Consider the following 23,387-nt stretch of genomic DNA (forward strand, 5'->3'; position numbering starts at 1 on the left):
GGGGCGCCGCGTCCTTCCCGGCGGCCCGTCGGCCGACAAGCGCCCGGTTCGGGCGTTTCTGTTTTTGAAAGGTGGTTCGCATGCCCGAATTCGATACCGTCCCCACCGATTTCGCCCCCGCCATCGGCATCGCTCCGGCCGAAGGCCTCGAGAACGAGGAAGGCGGCCGCATCGTGCTGGAAGGCCTTCCCAACACGCGCGACGTGGGTGGACTGCCCACGGACGACGGCCGCTACGTGAAGCACGCACGCCTGCTGCGCTCGGGCGCGCTCGACCACGCAACCGCCCGTGATCTCGAGGTCCTGCTGGACGACTACCATGTGCGCACGGTCATCGACCTGCGCACCGAAGAGGAGCGCAAGGAGCATCCCGACCCGGAGGACGGCCTGATGGGCGTGCGTTTCGTGGATGCGCCGGTGCTGAGCACATCCACGTTCGGCGTCACGCGCGAAGGCGGTATGATGCAGGCGCTCAAAATGCTGCGCACGGTGCAGAAGAACCCGGCCAGCATCATGGAGGAAGTGTACGAGCGCATGATGCTGGACGAGCAGAGCCAGCGCGGCTTCGCCCAGTTCTTCGACGACGTGCTGGCTACCGACGAGGGCTCGGTGCTGTGGCACTGCACCATCGGCAAGGACCGCGCCGGCCTGGCCGCCGCGCTGCTGCTGTACGTGCTGGGCGTCACGCGCGAGGCCATCGAGCAGGACTACCTGGCCACGAACAAGTACGTGGAGTCCGAGACGCAGAACATCATGGACGCGCTGGCCTCGTTCGGTTTGGGCGACAAGCTGGACAAGAGCATCCACGTGATCAACTCCGCCGATCCGCGCTTTTTGCGCGCCGCGCTCGACGCGGTCGAGAAGCATTACGGCAGTCTCGACGCCTACGTGCGCGACCAGCTGAACGTCACCGACGAGAAGCGCGAGGCCCTGCGCGCCCGCTACCTCACGGACGATCCGCGCGGGTAACGGCTGGTTTACCGATGGCCAACGGCGGTTGATGGTCTTTCGTCGGTTTGGTTGTTCCTATCTTCCGGCTTTTGGGCGGTTTCGGCGTTCCATGACTTATAATGAGCGAAAGAAAACGTACGGAAGGTAGGAGGCTTAGGTGTTGAAAGCGATGATCGTCGATGACGAGGCTCCTGCGCGTTCAGAGCTGAAGTTCCTGCTTGACGAACTGGGGCAGACCGAGGTTGTCGCCGAAGCTGCCAGCGTGCGCGAGGCCATCGAGAAGCTGAAGGAATACCCGTGCGACGTGATGTTCCTCGACGTCAACATGCCCGAAGCGACGGGCTTGCAGCTGGCCGAGGCGTTGCAGCACCTCAAGTTCCCGCCCGCGGTGGTGTTCGTGACGGCCTACAGCGAGTTCGCGCTGGACGCGTTCAAGGTGAACGCCATCGACTACCTGGTGAAGCCGGTCGAGACCGAGCGTCTGTCGCAGGCCATCTCGCGCGTGCGCGAGCATGTATCGCTGCACGTACAGGCGCAGAAGTCCGAGCGCATCCCCGTCGAAAAAGGCGGCAAGAAGATCCTCATCGGCATTGACAAGATCCGCTTCGTCATGGCGCGCGACGATTACGCGTACCTGCAGACGGACACGGACCGCTACTTCTCCACGGTCAGCCTGGCCCAGCTGGAGAAGCGCCTGGACGGCCACGGGTTCTTCCGCGTGCATCGCGGCTACCTGGTGAACCTGTCGATGGTGGAGGAGATCGAATCGGTGTCGGGCGGCACGCTGCTGCTCACGCTGAACGCCGTGGACGAGAAGATCCCTGTCTCGCGCCGCCGCGTCTCCGCCCTGAAGAAGGCGCTGGGACTGTAAGGCCTTTCGCACCTTTTACGTGATTCTGTTCTCCTGCGGGGCCGCATATGCGGCCCCGTCTTCGTAGGAGCTCTAGCTGCCCCTGCCCAGCGCCCCTGTCCAGCGCCCCTCGCTGCGCCCCGTTCTCCGGCGCGCCTCGCTCCCGGCCCGCTCCCGGCCCCGCAGCGTCCGCCCTCCGATCGTGCCCCCGGTGCGCCTCGCTCTCGGCCCCGCAGCCGCGCCCGTTCCCCGATCGTGCCCCGGTGGCCTCGCCTCGCGGCCTCTTCCCTCCCGCTGCTCCCGCGCGGCAACCGTCGGGCAGAGATCGCACGATATGAACGATTCTGCGCTTCGACAAAAAATCCGACCTGGTGTTTCTCCGAAGTTCCGTCAAAAAAGCCATCCAAAATCGTTCATATCGCGTGATCTCTGCCAGGCGCTCTTCTGTTCGGCAAGTCGAGCCATTATCATGAGTCTATGGAACCCGTGCTCAGTCACATATCGGCACTCGAATACTGGAGATCGGTTCGGATCGGTCAGCGCAGCTTCCGTCCCGTAGAGGACGCCCGCCCGCTGCTCTTGGAGCCGCCCAAAAAGGGGACGCTTGCCGAGCCGGGTCCATGGTGGCTTGCGCGCCCCCTGCATGTGCTGGTGTCGAGCGATTCCGCTCGTAGGAAATCGAGGGAAGCGGTTTGCCACGTCGAAAGCGCGCCGTTGCCCGCGCGTTCGATCCTCGACTCCATGAACGGGTTCAGCGTTTGTTCGCCAGAGCTCTGCTTCGTTCAAATGGCCACTTTGTGGGAGTTGCCCAAGCTAATCGAGCTCGGGTTCGAGCTATGCGGAACCTACGACCTCTCGTACGGCGAGTATCGCAAATGTACACCGCTGACCAGCATCGATAAGCTTTCCTCCTACGTTGCCGGCTTGGGGGTCGTGCGTGGCAAGAGGAAGGCGGCCGAGGCGCTGCGCTATGTCGCGGACGGGTCTGCGTCGGCTCGCGAGACTATTTTGACGATGCAGCTTACTCTTCCGTATCGGATGGGCGGATACGGCTTGCAGATGCCGCTGCTGAATCATCGCATCGATCTGGGGAGGCGGGAGCGTCGCATAGCTGGCAGAGAGTATCTCGTGTGCGATTTGTTCTGGCCCGATGCGCAGCTCGATGTCGAGTACGACGGCGGCGACCATGCTGATCCGGAACGCATGCAGAAGGATTCGATGCGACGAGACGCGTTGGTGTCGATGGGGATCACCGTTATGACCGTGACGAAGTGGCAGCTCAATGACGGCGGTGAGACAAACGCGATCGCGCATGCTATTGCCGAGCGCACAGGGAAACGCCTTCGCTACGTCGATCCCGAGTTCACGCGCGCGAACCGCGCGCTGAGGCGCGAGCTGCTTGGGTGCTGATCGTTCGCGTGAAGCAGCGCGTAGGCGCGTCCGGCCGGGAAGCCCGCTCGGAGTGTCGGCGCGGAAGCCGGTCGTCGCTCGGCGCTGGCAGAGATCGCACGATATGAACGAGAATAGACAAGGCTAACTTTTTGCGACCTGGTGTTTTGCGATTCTGCTTCGCGAATGGCTGGACAGAATCGTTCATATCGTGCGATCTCTGCCAAGAGGGGAGAGCGCGACCCAACACGTGGCGCGTTTGGCTCCCAGCTAGCGCGGTTTTCAAAAAGCCGTATAATGTGCCCCCGTATTCGGGAGGTCGCGTTTCAACGGAGGAATTCAGGGCATGTCAGACGAACAACAAGGGACGCTCACGCTGGATGCCTTGCTCGGTTTGTCCGGCGGGGCTCCGGCTGGCGCGGCGAGCGTCGACGAGCACGCGTTCGAGCCTGCGTCCGACTTGCTGCTGGATCTCATGGGCGCGGCGCCCGATCCGTCGGACGTGCCGCTGACGCTGGAAACGCTCCCGACGCTTCCCAAGATACCCCTGGCGAGCCCCATCGATCTTCCGCGGCGTGGGTCCGAACCCGAAATCGAGTCCGAACCCGAGCTGACGTCTGCGCCCGATCCCGCGCGCGCATCCGAGCCCGTGGCCAAGCCTGTTCCCGACCCAGCGTCCAAGCATGTGCCCGACTCCCGGCCGGTATCTGCGGGTGGTCGTCGATCCGACGGGGTCAAGTGCGTTACGGCAGATCAAGCGGCTCGTGCGAAGGCAACGGCAGGCTCGGAGATGGCGCCCGTGCGCAAGGGGAAGCATGCGAACGGCCGGGTGAAAGAGCGCGCCTTCGGGGGGAAGCACGCAGCGCGCGCGACTCAGGAGACGCTTGCTAAGCCGGCCGACGAAACGCCGTCGAGGAAGCGCGTTATCGCATCGGCTTCTGCGGCCCCCGCACTGAAAGCCGCGCCGACTCCTGCGGTCGCGACCGCATCCGCTCCCGCAACCCTCGTTGCCGAAACCGCCCCCGAGGTCGTCCCCGCGCCGACTCCCGAGGCCGACTCCGCGTCCAACCCGACTCCGCGTCCAACCCCGCGCCCAACCCCAATCCCACTCCCGCCACAACCCCATTTCCCCGGTCCAAAGACTCGCGTCTCGCACGCCTCAACGCGTTGAGCAGGAAGCTCGAATCCGAGATCATCGCGGCCAGCGATCTTGACGAGCAGCCTGCCGACGCAAGCGCCGAGCGCGAGTTTTCTTTGCCCGAATGGAGCAAGGGCGGCGAACAGGCAAGCCCGATGTTCGAGGAGCGCCCGCACAGCATCTCCGAGGGCATGAAGGAAGGAATGCTCGAGCATTGCCGGATCGTGCGCATCAAGATCGCTGCCGGCATTGTCGCTTCGTTGCTGCTGGTCGCGCTCGTTTTAGGAGCGGCTACGCAATGTTCCGACCCCGGCGATGCCGGCGACGCGCCGCAGGCTGCGCAGGTCGAAACCCCCTCTTCTTCCGAGGCGTCGGATCCCGGAGCAGGTCAGCCCGGTCGCAGCGAGGGGCAGGCCGAAAGCGCAGGGCAAAAAGACGCGCCGTCGACGCCGTCGGAGGATCGATCGGGCACGGTCGTGTATCGCTATGTCACGACGGATGCTGCGGGGAACGGTCAAACAGTGACCGAGTCGGTGCATTTCGGCGCGAACGGGCTATGCGAGACGTCGGCGATGGAAGTCGAATTCGGCGGCGCGGAAGAGGCGGAGGCCTTTGCGGAAAGCGTTCGCCGCGACTACGGATCGGCGGTCCGCGTCGTTGAGGTGGACGGGACGAACGTGCACGCGGAAATCGACGCCAGCATGAACCGACTCGATCGGGAGGCGTACGAAGACGCGTTGCGAAGCAGCGTTCGGGATCTCGCGATCGTCAAGAAATCCTAGCGTTCGGTACCGTGGGTGGCCCCGTTGTGCTGCTCATTTTTGCTCACGGGGGTGTCGAAATACGCCCAGCATGGCTGTGAAGGTATTGTGCCCGCTTTCGACGTCGGGGCATCGTGGGGACGGTGCACGCCGGTAGCCCTCGCGATGGCCGATCCTGCGACAACCATGAGTAACTCGAAGTGAGAATGTAATGAAAAGGGAACCTGACCTGGTCTATTTATATCAGGGGGCTGCGATTTAAACAGAGTGGCGGGGTCTGGGTTTTCGAAAACGACAGGTGTCGTTTCGCGTGAGCGGCTTGAACGAAAAATGGAACCTCACCTGCAAATTCTAAACCTGAAACGTAAACGACCCGTAATTTCCACTAAATCGCTTTGTTTTCGGACATTATTTACCGCATGGGGGAAACGTATATACTGCGGGTGTTTGGCCCTTGTGTCCCATAGGTTACAAAGGGTGCCATAGCGGGTTTGCCACGAGCAGGGGAATAACGATGCATTACATCCGGATATCCAGAGTCGGAAAGACGGCGTGCGCCGTCGTTTTGTCGTGCCTATTGGCCGCCGGTCCTTTGATGGACAGCGCGCCGTTCTATGCGTTCGCCGATGAAGGGACTGCCGACGTGCTGGCAACGGAGAGCGATCCGGCCCGCGAGACCGCCCCGGAAGAGAAGCCCCAAAAGCACGAGCAGGTGAACGAGGACAAGCCGCTTGCTCCCGATGCGACGCAAAACCAAGCGCCTGCCGATAAAAAGCCTGTTGAAGAAGGGGCTGCCAACGCGCTTCCCGAAGGCGGGGCTGAAACTTCCGCCGATGGCACCGCTGCCGACGTTCCTTCTTCTCCGACCGTCGTGAACCCGGATCGGGTTGGCGTCGACGTGCCGCTCGCGCAGGGGGAGGAAGTTGTCGCTACGGCCGGCACGGTCATCGTCGATGGTTTGAGCTATGTGGTGAACTCCGATGGCGGTACGGCTACGGTGGCTGGCTGCGTTGACGCCTCCGCTCCGAAGGGCGATGTGATCGTGGCCGCAACCGTGTTCAGCGGTTCGGACGAGTATCTGGTGACAGCCGTCGCCGACGAGGCGTTCAAGGATTGCGAGGGGATCGAGTCCATCGTCCTCCCCGATACGCTGGAAGCGTTCGGCAAAGACGTGTTCAAGGGCTGCTCCTCGCTTCAGCGCATCGAGGTGGGCGAGCGCAGCAAGCTGCACGCGGTTCACGATGGCATGCTGTTCGACAAAGAGCTTTCTACGCTGCTGGTGTGCCCGGAAGGCAAGCAGCCCGTCGCGTCGCTTCCCGATAGCATGACGTCGTTCGCGGACGACGCGTTCGCGGGGTGTCGCAACCTCGAAGCGTTCCAGGTGGAAGAGGGAAATCAAACGTTCGCGTCGGTGGACGGCGTGCTGTACAGCGCCGATCGTACGCGCTTGGTTATGGCCCCGGCGCGCACCGTCTCGGTGATCGTGGCTCCTGAAACAAGCGTGATCGCCTCCGGGGCGTTCTCGGCGTGCTCGAGTTTGGCGTCAATCATCGCGAACGGGCATGTGGAAACCATCGAGGGGAAAGCCTTCTCCTTGGAAACGCTGTCGAAGGCGATGGTGGCCTTGGCTTCCGGTGATGATTACGACGCTCGCAAAGCCGTGTGGGACGAGGCGGGGTTCACCAACTACATAGAGCCGGCCGTTCCAGGCGAGATCCAGCAGCCCGCGCCCACCCAGAGCGGATTCGTGTACGAGCTGCTCGACGACTACACGCTTGCCGTTTCGTGGACGGGCGAAAACGACCCCGAAGCCGATCTGGTCATTCCTACAACCGCAAAGCTGGATGGCGTTGAGTATCGCGTGTCCGCCATCGCTCCGGCGGGCTTCCAGGGCCGTCAGTCGCTCACCTCCGTGCAGATACGCGCGCCGATATCCGCGATCGGCGACGACGCCTTCGCCGGCTGCACCGGCCTGGCGTCCGTCGAACTTTCCGAAGGCGTGTCGGCCATCGGCGCCGGCGCGTTCTCGGGCACGGCCGTGCAGCGCGCCGTGATCCCGGCCAGCGTCACCTCCGTGGGCTCGCGCGCTTTCGCCGATTGCCCCGATCTCTCCCGAATCGTTACCTTTTCGAACGCCCCGTCCGTCGCCGCCGACGCGATTGCGGGCTGCACGGGCGTTGCGATCTACGCCCCCTACAACGAAGCAGGCGAATACTCCTGGAACCCCGGCCTCGTGGCCAGCGGAAACCATATCCTGCCGTACGGCATTTCACTTACGAGCGATCCGCTTACGCTTGAGGTCGACGAAACCGCCGATCTGTTCGAGGGCGGAGTGTGCGAGGTTCCCGAGGGCTGCGAGCTGACGTACTCGTATGCCGCCACGCCTATCTCCGTCGAAGCCGGCCAGGTGACCGGCAAGAAGCTCGGCACATCGGAAGTGACCGTCGCCCTGTCGTTGGACGGCGTGGAGCTGGGCAGAAGCGTGCGAGTGGTGGAAGTGGTGGCCGGAAGGCCGACGACTTACGCGTATTCTATGAGAAACTTCATTTTTTCTTTTGACGTAAAAGGGGGAAGTCCTGTTCCGCCTGATCAGAGTTTCTCTGCTATGGGAAATACGATGTTCGGTGGCATCCCGTACGACCCAGTCTTGCTCGTTAAAGATGCAAATGTCAAAAAACCTGATGACCCGCAAAGGCCGGGCTATACGTTTCTAGGGTGGTTTCATAATAGACCTGTAGAAGCTTGGGATTTTGATTCGACGGGTTTCAGAATTAATGATGAAGAAATCAATCTCGATTCAAGCACAAATGCTTACAGGATGACTCTTTATGCTAAATGGGGAGCTGTCATCCCTGAAGGCGCGACTGGTGGCATAATCGGTGGCACTAACGGAGTCGATACTGTCACGTGGTACATCACCTCCGACAACGAACTCGTCTTGGCCCCAACCGACGGCGTAAGCGGCACGCTGCCGGACTATGTCGACGACGGCACCTTTCCCTGGGTCAAAAATGCTGAAATTGAGACTGCGACAATAGCGGCGGGCCTTAAAGCGGACTCTAATGTGAGCCATTTGTTCGAAGGCTGTTCCAAGCTAATGGCAATCAATGGTTTGAGCAACCTGAACACCCAAAACGTCACGACTATGTCAAACATGTTCAACGGATGCTCCAAGCTCGGCAATATAGACGTCTCCATGCTCAAAACTGAGAATGTTACGAGTATGGTCGGCATGTTCGGAAGCTGCGCCAATCTCCAATCTCTCGATTTCTCAAATTGGGATACTGGCAAAGTGGCAAGCGCGAGCGGCATATTCGACGGTTGCACCAATCTTGCAGAGGTGACTGTCGGCTCGCGGTATAGTCTTGGACTCCTTGCGCAACCGAATCCTGGCTACACTGGTAACTGGGTCGATTCGGGCGGGAACTTGTATCCTTACAACGCAATCCCTTCGGGTATTGGTAGTACCTACAAGGCTGAACTCGCCACTTACGCCATCAATTACAATCTGGACGGCGGGACGCTGCCGAACGATGCTCCGGCCAGCTTCACTATCAAATCACCCATGATCACGCTGCCGATGCCTACGAAGGGTGGTTACACCTTCAACGGCTGGTATGACAACTCGGGTCTGGCCGGCACCGCGGTTGCGACCATTCCGGCGAATTCGACCGGCGACAAGACGTTCTACGCGAAGTGGACTCCCAACAGCTACGCGCTGACGTTCGACACTGCCGGGGGCGATCCCGCTACCATCGAACCCCAACAGGTTGCTTTTGGGGCGCATGCCAAGGCCGTGGCCGATCCCACGAAGACCGGGCATGAGTTCACCGGATGGCTGTCGGACGAGCCTACGCCGCAAACCTGGGATCTCTCTTCCGATTCCAGCAGCCCCACGATGCCGGCTCGCGACGTGAGCCTCACGGCGCAATGGAGCATCAATACCTATACGGTCACGTTCAGCTCGATCGGCGATAACGTGCCTGCAATCACCGTGAACCATGGCGATACCATTACCGCGCCGGTTCCACCTGCTCGAGATGGGTTTATCTTCGCGGGTTGGTACGATGATCCCAATTGTGTTCTCTCCCCGCACGACTTCTCCGTCTCGGTGACCCAGGACATCACGCTGTATGCCAAATGGGACATCGATCCGAACGCCCTCATAGGAACGTCGTTTGAGGCGCAAACTGGTGACGGCTCATGGTTCAAGTATACGGTGCTGACGATTGACGGTGTGGGCAAATTCGGCACGGTGTCGGTCGCCAAAAGTGATGACGAAGCCAAGGCGCCCATCGGCGACATCCTTGTGCCCCAAACGGTTGTTAAGGATGGCTTCACGTACACGGTAGCGAGCGTGGGAGCTCTTGGGTTCGCGAAGTGCCAAGGCATTACCACCATGAAGTTGCCGTCGACGGTTACCGAAATTGGTAGTCAGGCATTTAGCGAAGATCAATCGTTGCTCGAGTTTCCCGAAATGCCGGGCGTCAGGTCCATTGGGCTCGATGCCTTCTTTAAAACCACAAGCTTACGAGACGTGGTGCTCCCAGACTCGCTGGAATCATTGGGAGCGTTGGCTTTCGAAATGTCGGGAATAGAATCGGTGGTGGTTCCCGCTTCGGTCAAAACGGTAGGCTTTGGGCCATTTGGACAATGCGGCGGCTTGAAGAGCCTCGTCGTGGATGAAGAGAATACTAACTTTCGTGCGGTAAATGGTGCGCTTTGCACTTTTGACGGGAAGACCATGCTTGATGCTGGGGCTGGACAGTCTTTCGCAGCAGGCGGCTATTATGAGATTCCCGATGGGGTCGAGATGGTTGGCATGTCCGCTTTCAAAAACCTTCCTTGGTTGATAGGCATCGTATTGCCAGAATCGCTTAAATCTATGGGGCCGAAGGTGGTCGATGTAAATCGAAACCTTCAGGAAGTCATTTGCCTCTCAAGCAATGTCTCGATTGAAACAACGTCGTTCTATCGTTGTCCCCAACCCGTGCGCATGTACTGTCCGCAGAGCACGGTAGATGTATGGAAGAAAACAAACCTAAGCGATGTGACAGCCTTTGCTACGGGAGCTCCAGCAAAGGTCACAGTACCGGTAAACGTCCCGATAAAGCTTGCAATAGACTCGTCGATCCCGACGGATTCTGCGTTCTCTACTGCAATCCAGTGGGAGAACGTCGACGGGAACATTGCTACTATCGAACCTGCTGCGGTGGCTGACGGCCATACCTTCACGGTAACCCCGCAGGCTGACGCTGGCTCCTTCACTGCTACTGCGAAGCTGGTCTACACCGGCAGCGACGTACCGGTGGAGCTTGCAAGTTCGACTGTTGAGGTGTCGATCACGGCATCGGCAGGCGAACTGCCCACCGATGGCAACACTAACGATGGTCGGTGGGAGCTCACCGATGATGGCACTTTGCGAATCTGGTGCGTGCGCGAAGGCGCCGTGATCCAGGATTTGGGATGGACCACATGGGGACCCTCGCAACCTTCAATCTTCAAGAACCATTGGGGGCCAGTACGCGAATTTGTCAAAAGCATCGTGGTTGAAGATTCCGTCGATGCTGTCAACATGAAGTTCTGGTTCTCGACCATGGAGAATCTGAAAGATATCTCGGGCGTGCGCGTGCCGAACGGCGTCACGAACGTCGCATGCATGTTTGCTGGATCGGGTATCGAAGAGGTCCCCGACACCTTCGTGCTCCATGATGGAATAACGAGCCTCTCGAGTCTTTTCAACGAGTGCTTCTATCTCAAATCGTTGCCGAGAAACTTCAAACTTCCTGCTGGCGCGGTAAATTTCAAAAACATGTTCACAAGCTGTCGCTCACTTATCGAGCTGCCGGAGAACTTCACCTTGCCGACTTCCATTGATTCGTGCAAAGAGATGTTTGCCGGATGCACCTCGCTTGAATATCTTCCGGCGAACTTCAGGCTGCCGCAAACGGTCAAAGGCGGAGACGGCTTCAACAACATGTTCTTGGAGTGCAAATCGCTCAAGGAGCTGCCGGAGGGGCTGAGCATGGATGGTTGCGATGCCACCGTTACCATTTTAAACGGCATGTTTGCGAAGTGCTCCTCTCTGCGAACGTTGCCCTCCGGTTTCCGCTTGCCTCCTTCTGTGAAGGGGACGGTAAGCCTCTTTTTCGAATGCTCCTCTCTGGCATCCTTGCCTGAAGGTTTCTCTATTCCGGAAACTGTTACGGACATTAACACGATGTTCAAAGGCTGCACGTCGCTCGTGTCGTTACCTTCGACGTTCACCCTTCCAGTATTTGCGACCGCTCAAACTGGTAAGGGCGTCTTTTACACGGATAGTCCCCTGCCGATGTACTACGCCGGCACGAATGGAGCGGTAACGAACTACTCCTGGGCAAATGACAACCGTACCTTCACGAAACTGAGCGACAAGCCGGCTGACGCCAAGTCCATCGTCTTCAACATAAAGGCGCAGGGCGAAACGGGAGAGGGCATTACATGGAGCACGCTCTTCACGAATGCTGATGGAATGCTTGCCGAGCCTGGCGTCACTCCCACATGGCCGGGTTACGTGTTCACGCTCTGGTATACGGACGAGGCGTGCACTCAGCGCGCGGACTTCACGAAACCCTTTACCGAGGACGCCACCCTTTACGGCGTGATGGCTCCCGGCACGCTTGGCGGCACGTTGCCAACAGTCGAAGGTACGGGTGATGCTTGGTGGACGCTCACCGATGGCGGCATGCTGTCGTTGCGCGGATCGGGACAAGTTGCTTTGAAATTCCCGAACAACGTGAACGAGGAAGGCGGGGATGCTGCATGGGGACTCTACCGTGACCAGGTGAAAAAAATCGCTATGTCGGCGGGCTTCGCCATTGATCGAAATATGCATTGTTGGTTCAAAGACATGGCGAACCTCGTCGATTTGACCGATATGCAAATTCCCACAGGAGCGGTTAGCCTCCATCAGCTGTTCATGGGCTGCACGTCGCTCAAGAACATCCCTGATTGCTTTTCCATTCCTGACGAGGTAGAGAATACTTCGAGCATGTTCTACGGATGCTCGTCCCTTGTGTCGCTGCCCCCGTCTATGGTGTTTTCTAAAACAAGCAAGAACGCAAACGTGTCATATATGTTCACCGATTGCTTGTCTTTGGCAACCCTGCCAGAGGGTTTCTTTATTCCCGACAGCACCGTATGGATGAGCGGTATGTTTAGCAACTGCCCATCCCTTACGTCGCTGCCGTCAAGTTTTTCATTCCCTGCTAAACCGCAGCAGAATGAAAGTGCGTTCTATGTACCTCTCGCTGAGGGCGAGTCGCGCATCGCTACGTACTATTCGGGCTCCGATCCGAGCGTTCTCGAATACGACTGGAAGAGCCAGAACCGCATACTTGTCGAAGATCCTGCTGACCGCAGCTCCTACAAGGTGGATTTCAGGCTGCAAAACGCTACGCCTTCGGAAGACGGTACGTTCGCCTGGACGAACCGCACGACGATCGTGACGAACGAGAAGGGCATCGTCGCGAATCCCGGGACGCCTCAGCTCGAGGGCTATTCCTTCACGGGCTGGTGCACTGACGAGGATTGCCTTGAGCCGTTCGACTTCAACACCGAGCTGACCGCCGACACGACGCTTTACGGCAAATGGATCGTTGCTGGCGGGCGCGACAAGGCGCTCGGTGAAGGGCAGTTGCCCGTTGTTGAAGGTTCCGGCGAAGCCTGGTGGGAGCTTACCGCTGAAGGAGAGCTGCGGATAAGCGGCGATGGCAATGTATTGCCGTTCGGATGGTATTACAACAGTGAGGCTGACAAATCGCAGGATTCACATTGGGGACCGTATATTGACCGTGTGAAAAAAGTGACGATCTCAAAGAACTTACGAGCTGAGGATTTGACGCTTTGGTTTGCCAACATGAAAAACCTTGTCGATGTTTCAAAAGCTGTTATTCCCGCAAATGCAAGAACGCTCGAGAACCTGTTTCAGCACTGCCTTTCTCTGGAGGAAGTTGGAGAATCTTTCATATTGCCCGGTGATGATGGGCAGCTTGAAAGCACCAATGGAATGTTTAGCGATTGTCGGAAGCTCAAGACTCTTCCGTCCTCTTTCGCTCTGCCGAAAACCATTGTCGATGCCAGATGGACGTTCGGAAACTGCCATGTGCTTCAAGAGCTGCCTGCAAGCCTTACCTTAGCTGGGTGTGAGAATTTAGAGAATTTGCGCTACATGTTTACGCGTTGCTTCAACTTGAAATCTCTTCCAAATGGTTTTGCGATCCCTGCATCTGCCCGCGATGCGGCGGGCATGTTCAAGGAATGCACCAGTCTTAGATCGCTACCAGAAGGATTCACGTTTAGCGGGGAAAACATAATCGGCAAGGGCGATGCCGTCGACAAGGCTATCGGAATCGATTCCATGTTCGCCGATTGTCGCAGCCTCACCCGCTTGCCGGAATCGCTGGATCTTTCGCGACTTTCGAACACCGTCTCAGAAGAAGAACTGAAAACCATGTTTACGAGTGCCTCTTCCCTGGACACCTATTATGCGGGAGACTTCGCAAACTTGCTGCCTTCGTGGGTAACCGAGGACCCGGTATCTTTTTGGGCCGGTAATTACAATCGCGTCTTGAAAAACGAAACCGAAGCACCCGCTAATCAGCACCTGGTTTCTTTCAAGTTGCCAAATGAAGCTGGTGCGTACAACAACGCTTGGATGAAGGTGCTTTCAAATAGCGATGATTTGCTGGTCGACCCAGTCGCTCCTGCATACTCGGGCTGCTTGTTCCTAGGTTGGTATACCGATGCCGCTTGTACGGTGAAGTTCGATTTCAAGCAGACGGTGGCCAGCCAACTGACCGCCGAGCCTTACACTCTCTATGCCAAATACGAAAAGACGTCCGGCGACCTGCCGACGACGGATGGACTCTACAGCGCCTCGTGGTCGTTGTCGTCCGATGGCACGCTCACTATCAGGCCTGATGTCCCAGGTGCAGAGATACTTCCTTTGTGGGATACGCCGGAAAGCGGAAATGGCGACGATTGGCCGCGTTCAACTTATTGGTCGCCCTTCCGCGATCAAGTGAAGCGCGTTGTCATGGAGCCGGGCATCAAGCTTGCTGCCGATCCTGACGCTGCTTCAGATTCTGTGAATGCGGAACCGAACATGCGGTACTGGTTTGCAGGCATGCCGGCGCTTGAGGACATATCGAAGGTGTATGTGCCGGAAGGCGTTGTCAGCATAGCTCGGTTGTTCCAGAACAGTGGAGCCTTGACGTCGATTCCGGATGATTTCGTACTCCCAAGTTCGCTGATAGAAATGAGTAACGCGTTCCATCTGACAGGTCTCACTTCACTGCCGAGCGGATTTGTCATTCCGGAAAACGTGGAAAGCATGTACACGGCCTTCTCGAAAACGCAGTTGAAGACATTGCCCGACGGTTTCTCGTTGCCGGCTTCGGTAAAACATGCTGGATGGTTGTTCTCGAGCTGCACGCTGCTTGAGTCGATCCCCGAAAGCTTCGTGCTCAACGATGGCCTGGAAGACGCGCAATGTATGTTCCAGAGCTGCAAATCATTACGCTCTCTTCCGTCGAGGTTCACCATTCCTGGCTCTGTTACGAATGCGCAAGCTATGTTCTACGAGTGTATGGAGCTTCAATCGTTGCCCGAAGGATTCAGGTTTGAAGACGTATCAAAGATTTCCGATGCAAGGCAGATGTTCAACGCCTGCCCGAAGCTCGTTTCGCTGCCCTCAACGCTCGATCTTTCAGGATTGAGTTCGGAAAAGGGATTCAACGAGCTTCTATTTGGAGCCAGGGGATATACGCCCGATGCGCCGCTGACTACTTTCTGTGCGGGAGGGGATCTTTCCAAGCTTGCTCCTGCTTCTGTGACCAATGATCCAGCAGGATATTGGAAAGCAAACTTCAGTCGTGATCTGGTGAGCTCCGAAGAAGGCTTGCCCGATGGAGTCAATGCAGTTTCCTTCAAGCTGCAGGCTCCCGGCGCATCGGACTTCACCACTTCGCAGACGATGCTCACGGATACCACTGGAATGTTGGCTGATCCCGGAGCTCCGGCGCGGTTCGGTTATGCGTTTTCGGGATGGTGCACGAGCCAGGAATGCACCGCGTCCACGAAGTTCGATTTCGCTAAAAGCATAACCGAGCAGGGGCTTTCAGAACCATACGTGCTCTATGGCAAATACACGTTGATCACGCGGGTCGAAGTTCCGGTGAAAGCGACGATACCGCTTTCCGCTTCGGGGGAGAGCCAGCCTGTTGCGGTGCAGATGCGCTCGTTCACGCCGGTGCCACTCGAAGTGACCTCTATCAACTCCAAAGAAGGCCTGGCTGCCGATGAGGTATTCCCGGAAGCTGCGACGCGCGAGAACCTGAAACTGAAGCTGATGCCGGGGTTGCCGCCCGACACGGCGAACGCGTACGAGTTAGGGCTGACCGGAACGGTCACGCCTAGTGGGTTCGATATGGCCGCAGCGCAAAATGCGGCTTCGCCGGGCATTTTGGACTATTCGGTTGGTTTGGTGATTCCCGAAGGAGCCAAGGTCGGAATTCGCCTCTACGACTTCACGACGACCGTCGCCGACCTGACCTACGAAGTAACGGCAAGACCGTAAGAAGCCGATGTCGAACGGCGCGACGCGAGGATCCTTCGGGTCAGCGTCGATCGCGCCGTTCGAAACCTCGGAGCGCGGCGAACGTGTTGCATCTACTACCAACGAGCTAGACGAGAAAGACAGAGGACGTATGAGCATCGATTTGAACAATTTGCCCACTATCGATGGCGCGAAGCCAGCCGATCATGCTACGCCGCATCCCGAAAGACCCACCGCTCAAAATGGCAAGAAGCCGAGTCGTTGGATCGTCATCGTTGTCGTTTTGGCAGTGCTCGCGCTGATCGGCGGCGGCATCTGGTGGTTTGCAAGCTCTGAGCAAGACGACTTCTACGACGCGAACGCTATTTTGGGTCAAGCGCCTTACAAATCTCCCGAAGAGGTGCAGGCCGAGCTCGACCGCATCGTCGAGGAGGGCATGTTCAACATCTCCATCGCCAGCGTCATCGAGTTCGACGATGGCGCTTCGCCCGGGACTGCCTATATCGAAAACGTTCCCGGCAATCGCTACGTCATGAAGGTGGCTATAACGCTGGATGACACAGGCGAGGCGGTATACGAATCCAAGGGTATCAAGCCCGGCAATTACTTGGAAACCATCGTGCTCAATAAGGATCTTGAAGCAGGGAATTACGCAGCAACCGCTACGTTTTCCGCCTTTGATGCAGAGTCGCTCGACGAAGTGGGCAAGGCCGCCGCCAAGGTGACCTTGTCGATCAAAGGCTGATAGGCATGGACGACTCTCGGAACAGGGATCGAGGTGGTTAATGACGAATCATGCATCGACCATTTTGTAGAACGCCTAAGCATATACAACGACAAGGAGGACCAACTATGAAAAACACGAAGAAAGTTCTGGCTACTCTGGCCCTTTCTGCAACGCTCGCCATGGGCGCCGCCCCGGCGTTCGCTGCCGACGTGACCGTGGGTGACGCAGGCTCGTTCACGCCGCAAGCGGGCGACACCAAGGGCGACGCGTCGACGGCGGTGAACGTGTTCGCTTCCGCTTCGCAGATACAGGCCACTCTTCCGGTTGACATCACCATCGTGACGCCGTCCAAGGGCGGTACGATCACTGCCCCGTCCGCCACGGCGTACAAGATCGTTAACAACAACGCTACGGCCGATCTGAAGGTGACCGCGGTTCAGGGCGCCAAGAGTGATGATGGCACGTGGGACGCCGTTGCGGCGAAGAGCGCCGATATCCAGGGCACCGGCGAGCTGGCCATGACCGTGAAGGCGGGTGCTTCGTCTCCGCAGATCATCAAGTCGGCGGCTGCTACCGATCTGAGCAGCGATGCGTTCTTCACGGTTCCCAAGGGCGGAGAACTTGGCCTGACGCTGGCCGGAACGAGCTACGTCAAGTCTCCCCTGACCGACAACCAGACCTATCCGGCAATCAAGATCAAGTACACGGTTGAGGTTCCCACCGCTTCGTAAGCAGAGCAGAATCGCGGCAGAACGGCCTCCCTTTCGATTGGGGAGGGAGGCCGCACCGTCTAATTCCACGCCTTGGCGCCTTCAGTAAGTTCAATCGCCCGTTCGAGAAAGACCAACAGCATGCAGCCCGAAAACCCCACCACCGACAACCCCACCCCTCGCGACGCCGCGAGCGCGCCTCGCCATACTTCGCTCCCGCCGGTGTTCTACGTCGCTCTGGTCGTGGCCGTCGTGGCGGTGCTGGTCGCATGCTTCTTCGCGTTCCGCTCGTGCTCGACCGGTTCGGAAGGGCGCGACCCGAACGCGGCGCTCGGGCAGCTTGAGGGCAAAACGCAGGAGGAGATCCAAGCCGAGCTCGACCGCATCGTGGAAGAGGGCATGTTCAACATCTCCATCGCCTCGCAGGTGGAGTTTGCGGACGGCCAGTCCGAGGGCGAGCTGCGCATCGAGAACGTCCCCAACAACCCGTACCTCATGAAGGTGGAGATCACGCGCGACGACACGGGCGAGACCGTGTACACGTCGGGCATGATCGAGCAGAACCACCACATCCAAACGGCGAAGCTCTCCGTCGACCTGGACGCCGGCGATTATCCATGCACGGCGGTGTTCTACGCGCACGACCCCGAAACCGAAGAGCTGGTGGGCCAAGCGGCCGCCAAGCTCACGATTTCGGTTCTCAACTGAAGCGAAGGAAGAAGGATCTGGCTATGAGAAGGTATGTACACAATTTCCTGGCAGCGCTGTTGTGCGTATGCCTGCTCATATCGTACACGCCGCTTCCCGCTTCGGCCGATCAGGGCGGCGAGCCCGGCCCGGCCCCTTCCGTCGGCGATATGGGCTGGGTGGATCCCGCTACCGGCACGGCCACCACGCAGCTGCATCTGCTGGCGGTCGACGGTCTGACCCTGTCCATCACGGCCGACTTCGCCGCCAGCATCGCCGAGATCAGGGGCAACCAGAAATTCGACCTCAACGTGCAGGCCACGGGCACCGAGCCGTTCACGTATGCGTGGTCGCGCGCGGTGCTCGACGAGAACGGCCGACCGGAACCGGCGCAGCCCATCGAGGGCGCCGACGCTGCGGTATACCCGCTGTCTCAGCACGTCGACACGCTGGAAACCGGGAAGGCCTATCGCTACACCGTCCTGGTGACCGACGGTTCGGGCGCTTCGAAGGAAGCCTCCGTGACCGTGACGGTGTCGGACGGCTATCTGGAAACCACGCTTCCCGACGCCGAGGCTCTGCCGCGCGTGCACGGCCTGAGCATCCACAGCCTGGCCGAGCTTGCAGCCGAGGAGTTGGACGACCGCTCGGCGCCGTACGGCTTCTTGCAGCAGGCGGCCGAGGGCATGAAGCTCGATCCATCGGCGTGGCAGCTGGCGCTTGCCGGCGCTCCCGAGGGCAAGGCCGCCTTCGTGGGCGAGCTCCAGGTCACGCTGCCGCTGTCGGCCGAGGCCGCCGCGGCGGGCGATGCCGTGAAGGTGCTCGGCCTTGGGCCCGATGGCTCCGTCGTCACGTACACCGCCGCCGTCGATGCGGGCGGCTCTTCGGTTACGTTCACCGCCAGCACGCTCGGCGCGTTCGCCGTCGCCTATCCGGCACCGGCGGGGTCGACGTTCTCCATCACGGCCACGGCAGGCGAGGGCGGCGCCATCACCCCTGACGGCGTGACGGAATTCGCCGCTGGATCCACCGCTGTGTACACGGTGCTGCCCGATGCGGGCTACGTGGTCGACGGCGTCGAGGTGGACGGCTCGCCGGTCGAGCTGACGGGCAACGCCTACACGTTCGAGAACGTCCGGGCCAACCATCGCATCGAGGCTTCGTTCGCGAAAGCCGAGGTGCCCGACGACCCGCAGAAGACGCACGCGGTGGTCGCGCGGGTGGAGGGCGGCAACGGCCGCGTGGCGCTCGACGATGGCGCGCCCGACGGCCGCGTGGAGGCGTCGGTGCTCGAGGGCGCAAGCACCACGGTGACGTTCGTCCCCGACGACGGCTTTGCCATCCAGTCCGTCACCATGCGCTCGGGCGAGGGCGGGGCCCAACCGGTGAACGTGTTCGGCGACTCCTTCCTGATCTCGGCCGTCACGGCCGACGTCGAAGTGGTGGTGACGTACAAGGCGGGCATCGCGCCCCCGACCCCGTTGCACGAGGTGACGGCCAGCTCGACCGGCAGCGGCACCGTGTCCCCGCAGGCCCAGACCGTGCCCCATGCAGGCACGGCGCGGGTGACGGTGCTGCCCGACGAGGGGAATCGCGTGGCGTCCCTTCTGGTGGACGGCGTGGAAGCCCGGGGAAAGCTCGGCGACGACGGCGTGCTGACGCTGCAGAACGTCGTGCGCGATATGAAGGTGCAGGTCGCGTTCGAGGCCATCCCGCGCACGTTCGCAATCACCGCCACCGCGAGCCAGGGCGGCACCATCACGCCGTCCGGCACGGTGACGGTGCGCGAAGGCGAGGACGCCGTGTTCCATATCGCGGCGAACGAGGGCTTCGAGCTGGACTCCCTCCTGGTCGACGGCGAACCCGCCGAAGCTGCGAACGGCGTCTACGCGTTCGAGAACGTCACGGCCGACCATACCATCGCCGCCGCGTTCAAGCCGGCGAAGGTCGACCCGCCCGAGCCGACGTACGCGACGATCAGCGCCACCGCAGGCCCGAACGGCCGCATCGACCCGTCGGGCGACGTGCAGGTGGAGCTCGGCTCGCCCTACACGTTCGCGTTGCTGCCGAACGCGGGATACGAGATCGACCAGGTGCTGCTCGACGGCGAAGACGCGCGCAGCCTGATGGACGGCGAGAGCTCCCTCACGCTTTCCAAGGTTGAACGAGACATGACTTTGCGGGTGACGTTCAGGCTGGCGAAGGTGGACCCGCCGGAGCCGGTGACGCACGTCGTCGAAGCGTCGGCCACCGCGGGCGGCTCCATTTCGCCGCGGGGCTCGATCGACGTGGTGGAGGGCAAGGACGCCCGCTTCACGTTCGCGGCCGACGAAGGTTATCGCCTGGCCAAGCTCGTCATCGACGGCGAGGATCGTCCGGCTGCCGCGTCGTACACGTTCGAGGACGTGCGCGCCGCTCATACCATCCGCGCGGTGTTCGAGCGCATCACGGTGGACCCGCCGACTCCGGCGTACGTCACCGTGCACGCGCTGGCGGGCGCGGGCGGCTCCATCTCGCCCGCAGGTGACGTGCGCGTGCTGCACGGGTCGTCCCAGATGTTCGCCATCCTTCCCTCCGACGGGTACGCCGTCGACCAGGTCACGGTCGACGGGCAGCCGGTAACGGTGGCCGGATCGGTGCTGACGTTGTTCGACCTGACGCAGGAGACTACCGTACGCGTCACGTTCAAGCGCACCGACCAGCCCGTGCCGCCGGTGACCACCCACACCGTCACGGCACGGGCCGGCGCCCATGGCGCGATCTCGCCGGCGGGGGCCACGACGGTAATCGAGGGCGGCTCGGTCCTCTACTCGCTCATTCCCGATGCAGGCTACCATGTGGACGTGCTCACCGTCGACGGTGTGGCCTATGAAGCGTACGACCGCTTGGCGTACCGCTTCGAAGATGTGGCCGAGGATCACCAGATCAGCGTCACGTTCGCACCCGACCAGAAGGACGATCCCGTGCAGGAGTACGTCACGGTGAACGCCTCGGCCGGCGCGGGCGGCTCCATCTCGCCCGCAGGCGACGTGCGCGTGCCGAAGGGTGCGACGCAGACGTTCTTCTTCCTGGCCGACCAGGGCAAGCGGGTCAGCGAGCTCACCGTGGACGGCAAGGCGTTCGCGTTCAGCGGTTCCAGCTACACCCTGTTCAACGCAACCGCCGACACGTCCATCGCGGTGAAGTTCGCCGACGACGACGCCGATGACCCGGCTCCCGCCCCGACGACCCACACGATTTCGTCGAGCGCCGGCGAGCACGGCTCGGTCTGGCCTGCGGGCGACACGACGGTGATCGAAGGCGGGTCGCTGCTGCTGACGTTCGAGCCCGAGGAGGGCTACGAGGTTGACGAGGTCAGCGTGGACGGCGTCGTCGTGCAGCACGGCGGCGTGTCCTACCGTGTGAGGGACGTCGTGGCCGACGCATCGGTCGCGGTCACCTTCGCGAAGAAGGCGCAGCCCGAGCCGGACGTGCCGCTGGTCACCGTCGACGTGAAGGTGGAGGTCAGCACTGAGAGCGGCGAAGGCGGCATGGTCTCGCCGTCGGGCGCGTTCGCGATGGCCCACGGCGGCTCGCAGACGTTCCACGTGTTCCCCGAAGAGGGCTACGACCTCGATGCGGTTACCGTGAACGGCGACCGGGTGGACGCGGAACCGCTGTACGCTCCTGCGCTGATGATGGCGCGCTCGGTGCCCGGCGCGGCCGGCGGCTATCGCTTCTCGGTGGAGAACGTCACCGACGACACCGTCATCAGCGTGCGCTTCAAAGCGCTGGGCGAGGGCGATCCCGTCCCGACGCCCGTGCCCGTTCACGAGGTGACGGCGTCGGCGTCGTCGGGCGGCATGATCTCGCCGTCGGGCACGGCTTGGGTGCCCACGGGCAGCTCCCTTACGTACACGGTGAAGGCCGATGCGGGCTGGCATCTGTCGTCGCTCAGCGCGGGCGGCCGGGACGTCACCGACCAGGTGAGCGGTGGCGTGTTCACGCTCGCCGACGTCGCGGGCAATACGGACGTGCGCGCCGAGTTCGAGGCTGACGAACCCGTTCCCGAGCCCGCGCGGTACGTGACGGTGCACGCGACGTCCTCGCGGGGCGGTGCCGTGACGCCCGGCGGCGACGTGCGGGTGAACAGGGGCGAGAGCCAGGCGTTCGCCTTCGTTCCCGACGATGGGTTCGTCCTGGAAGGCGTCGAGGTGGACGGGCGTCCGGTCATTCCGATCGACGGCACGTACACGCTGTTCGACCTCGAAGCCGATGCGACCATCCACGCGACGTTCCGCGAGAAGCAGCCGGACGATCCCGACCCGGTGGATCCGATCGTGCATGGGGTCACGGCCGTGGCGTCCACCGTCGGCGGCACGGTGCAGCCGTCCGGTCTCACGAAGGTGGCTCACGGCTCGTCGCTACTGTTCACGTTCTTTCCGGAGGAGGGCTACGAGCTCGACCGCGTGGTGCTGAACGGCGACCAAGACGTCACCGGCGACGTGCAGGACCTGGCCTACCGCCTGACCAACGTCACGCAAGACTGCACGCTGGACGTGTCGTTCAAGTCGACGGCCGTGACGCCGCCGGAGCCTTCGCCCACGTACAAGGTGACGGCCGGGTCGTCGGAGGGCGGCAGCATCCAGCCCGAAGGCACCTTCGAGGTGGAGGAAGGCGAGTCGGTGCTGTTCACGATGAAAGCGGGTCCCGGATACCGGCTCGCGTCGCTCGTCGTGAACGGGGTGGACGTCACTGAAAAGGCGAGAAACGGCAGCTACGAGCTTGAGGACGTGCGCAAGGATACGAGCGTTTATGCCCGATTCGCCCGCGAGAGCGTGCCGCCTCTGGCGAAGCACGTCATCGAAGCCGGCGTTTCGGGCGGCCACGGCCGGGTGTCCCCGGAGGGCGCGGTTCGCGTCGTTTCCGGCTCCGACCAGGACTTCTACTTCATACCCGACGAGGGGTACACCGTCGACGCCGTGGTGATCGATGGGCAGCGCCTTGCCTGGTCGCCGAGCAGCTACCGCTTCGAAGACGTGCGCGCCGAGCACACGCTGGTCGTCACGTTCAAAAGCGCAGGGGTTCCGGGGGGAGCCGGGAGCAACCCCGTCAAGTCGCTGATGCGGGAGGTCGCCGCGAAGACGGGAGACGGGAACGGGGCGACCGAAGCCGCGCTCATCGCGTTGGCGGCAGGGGCCCTGGCAGTCGGCATCGTGGCTCGTCGACGCATGCAAGATCGAGCGCGCAGCGCTCAAGAGGAGATTGGCAGGGGGTGACAAATGATGTCGAGAACGAGTAACAAGATCATGAGGGAGAACGCGATTCGGATTCTGAATTACGTATCGGAGGTGTCGACGCGCAATCGCGATCATGTGGCGCCGCTGTCGTATCGCCAAATCGCCTTGCGGCTCGAGATGACGCCGCAGCAGGTGCGATTCCTCTGCGGCCGGTTGGAGGAGCAGGGTCACCTTGTGCGCAGGTCGCGTTACGCCGAGGACGGCGGCCAGCTGGCGAACGGGTACGCCCTGACGTCGCAAGGGCGCATGATCCTGCGCGAAGTGCGCAGGCTGGAATACATGTAGCAACGAGATATGCG

Annotated in this window: 10 protein-coding genes; all 10 read left to right on the forward strand. The window is 60.9% G+C overall.

Annotated elements, in window-relative coordinates; genetic code table 11:
• The first annotated feature begins 80 nt into the window (after positions 1–80).
• The 10 genes from C1A15_RS03100 to C1A15_RS03150 all read left to right on the forward strand — a co-directional run bounded on the left by C1A15_RS03100 (position 81) and on the right by C1A15_RS03150 (position 23,373).
• A complete protein-coding gene (locus C1A15_RS03100) occupies positions 81–968 on the forward strand; it encodes a tyrosine-protein phosphatase (protein WP_101721212.1) in 888 nt (295 codons plus the stop codon).
• Between the two features lie 139 nt (positions 969–1,107).
• A complete protein-coding gene (locus C1A15_RS03105; RefSeq protein ID WP_009305719.1) occupies positions 1,108–1,821 on the forward strand; it encodes a LytR/AlgR family response regulator transcription factor in 714 nt (237 codons plus the stop codon).
• Positions 1,822–2,277: 456 nt separating this feature from the next.
• Positions 2,278–3,210 (forward strand): PDDEXK family nuclease, encoded by a 933-nt coding sequence (locus C1A15_RS03110; protein WP_245864893.1) that lies wholly within the window; start codon positions 2,278–2,280, stop codon positions 3,208–3,210.
• 1,146 nt (positions 3,211–4,356) lie between these two features.
• Positions 4,357–5,109 (forward strand): hypothetical protein, encoded by a 753-nt coding sequence (locus tag C1A15_RS03120; protein ID WP_101721214.1) that lies wholly within the window; start codon positions 4,357–4,359, stop codon positions 5,107–5,109.
• A 493-nt stretch (positions 5,110–5,602) separates the two neighbouring features.
• Positions 5,603–15,706 carry a leucine-rich repeat protein gene (locus C1A15_RS03125; RefSeq protein WP_101721215.1) on the forward strand — a complete coding sequence of 3,368 codons (10,104 nt, stop codon included), beginning with the start codon at positions 5,603–5,605 and terminating at the stop codon, positions 15,704–15,706.
• A gap of 130 nt (positions 15,707–15,836) precedes the next feature.
• Positions 15,837–16,430: a flagellar protein FliS gene (locus C1A15_RS03130; RefSeq protein WP_146001796.1), complete on the forward strand. Its 594-nt coding sequence runs from the start codon at positions 15,837–15,839 to the stop codon at positions 16,428–16,430.
• A gap of 107 nt (positions 16,431–16,537) precedes the next feature.
• Complete coding sequence (locus C1A15_RS03135; protein ID WP_101721217.1) at positions 16,538–17,143, forward strand: hypothetical protein; 606 nt, start codon at positions 16,538–16,540, stop codon at positions 17,141–17,143.
• A gap of 120 nt (positions 17,144–17,263) precedes the next feature.
• Complete coding sequence (locus C1A15_RS03140; RefSeq protein ID WP_101721218.1) at positions 17,264–17,830, forward strand: hypothetical protein; 567 nt, start codon at positions 17,264–17,266, stop codon at positions 17,828–17,830.
• 23 nt (positions 17,831–17,853) lie between these two features.
• Positions 17,854–23,067, forward strand: a complete 5,214-nt coding sequence (locus tag C1A15_RS03145; protein ID WP_146001797.1) for an InlB B-repeat-containing protein — start codon at positions 17,854–17,856, stop codon at positions 23,065–23,067.
• Positions 23,068–23,097: 30 nt separating this feature from the next.
• Positions 23,098–23,373, forward strand: a complete 276-nt coding sequence (locus C1A15_RS03150; protein ID WP_146001798.1) for a hypothetical protein — start codon at positions 23,098–23,100, stop codon at positions 23,371–23,373.
• The last annotated feature ends 14 nt before the right edge of the window (positions 23,374–23,387 follow it).

The organism is Eggerthella timonensis, assembly GCF_900184265.1.
GTDB lineage: Bacteria > Actinomycetota > Coriobacteriia > Coriobacteriales > Eggerthellaceae > Eggerthella > Eggerthella timonensis.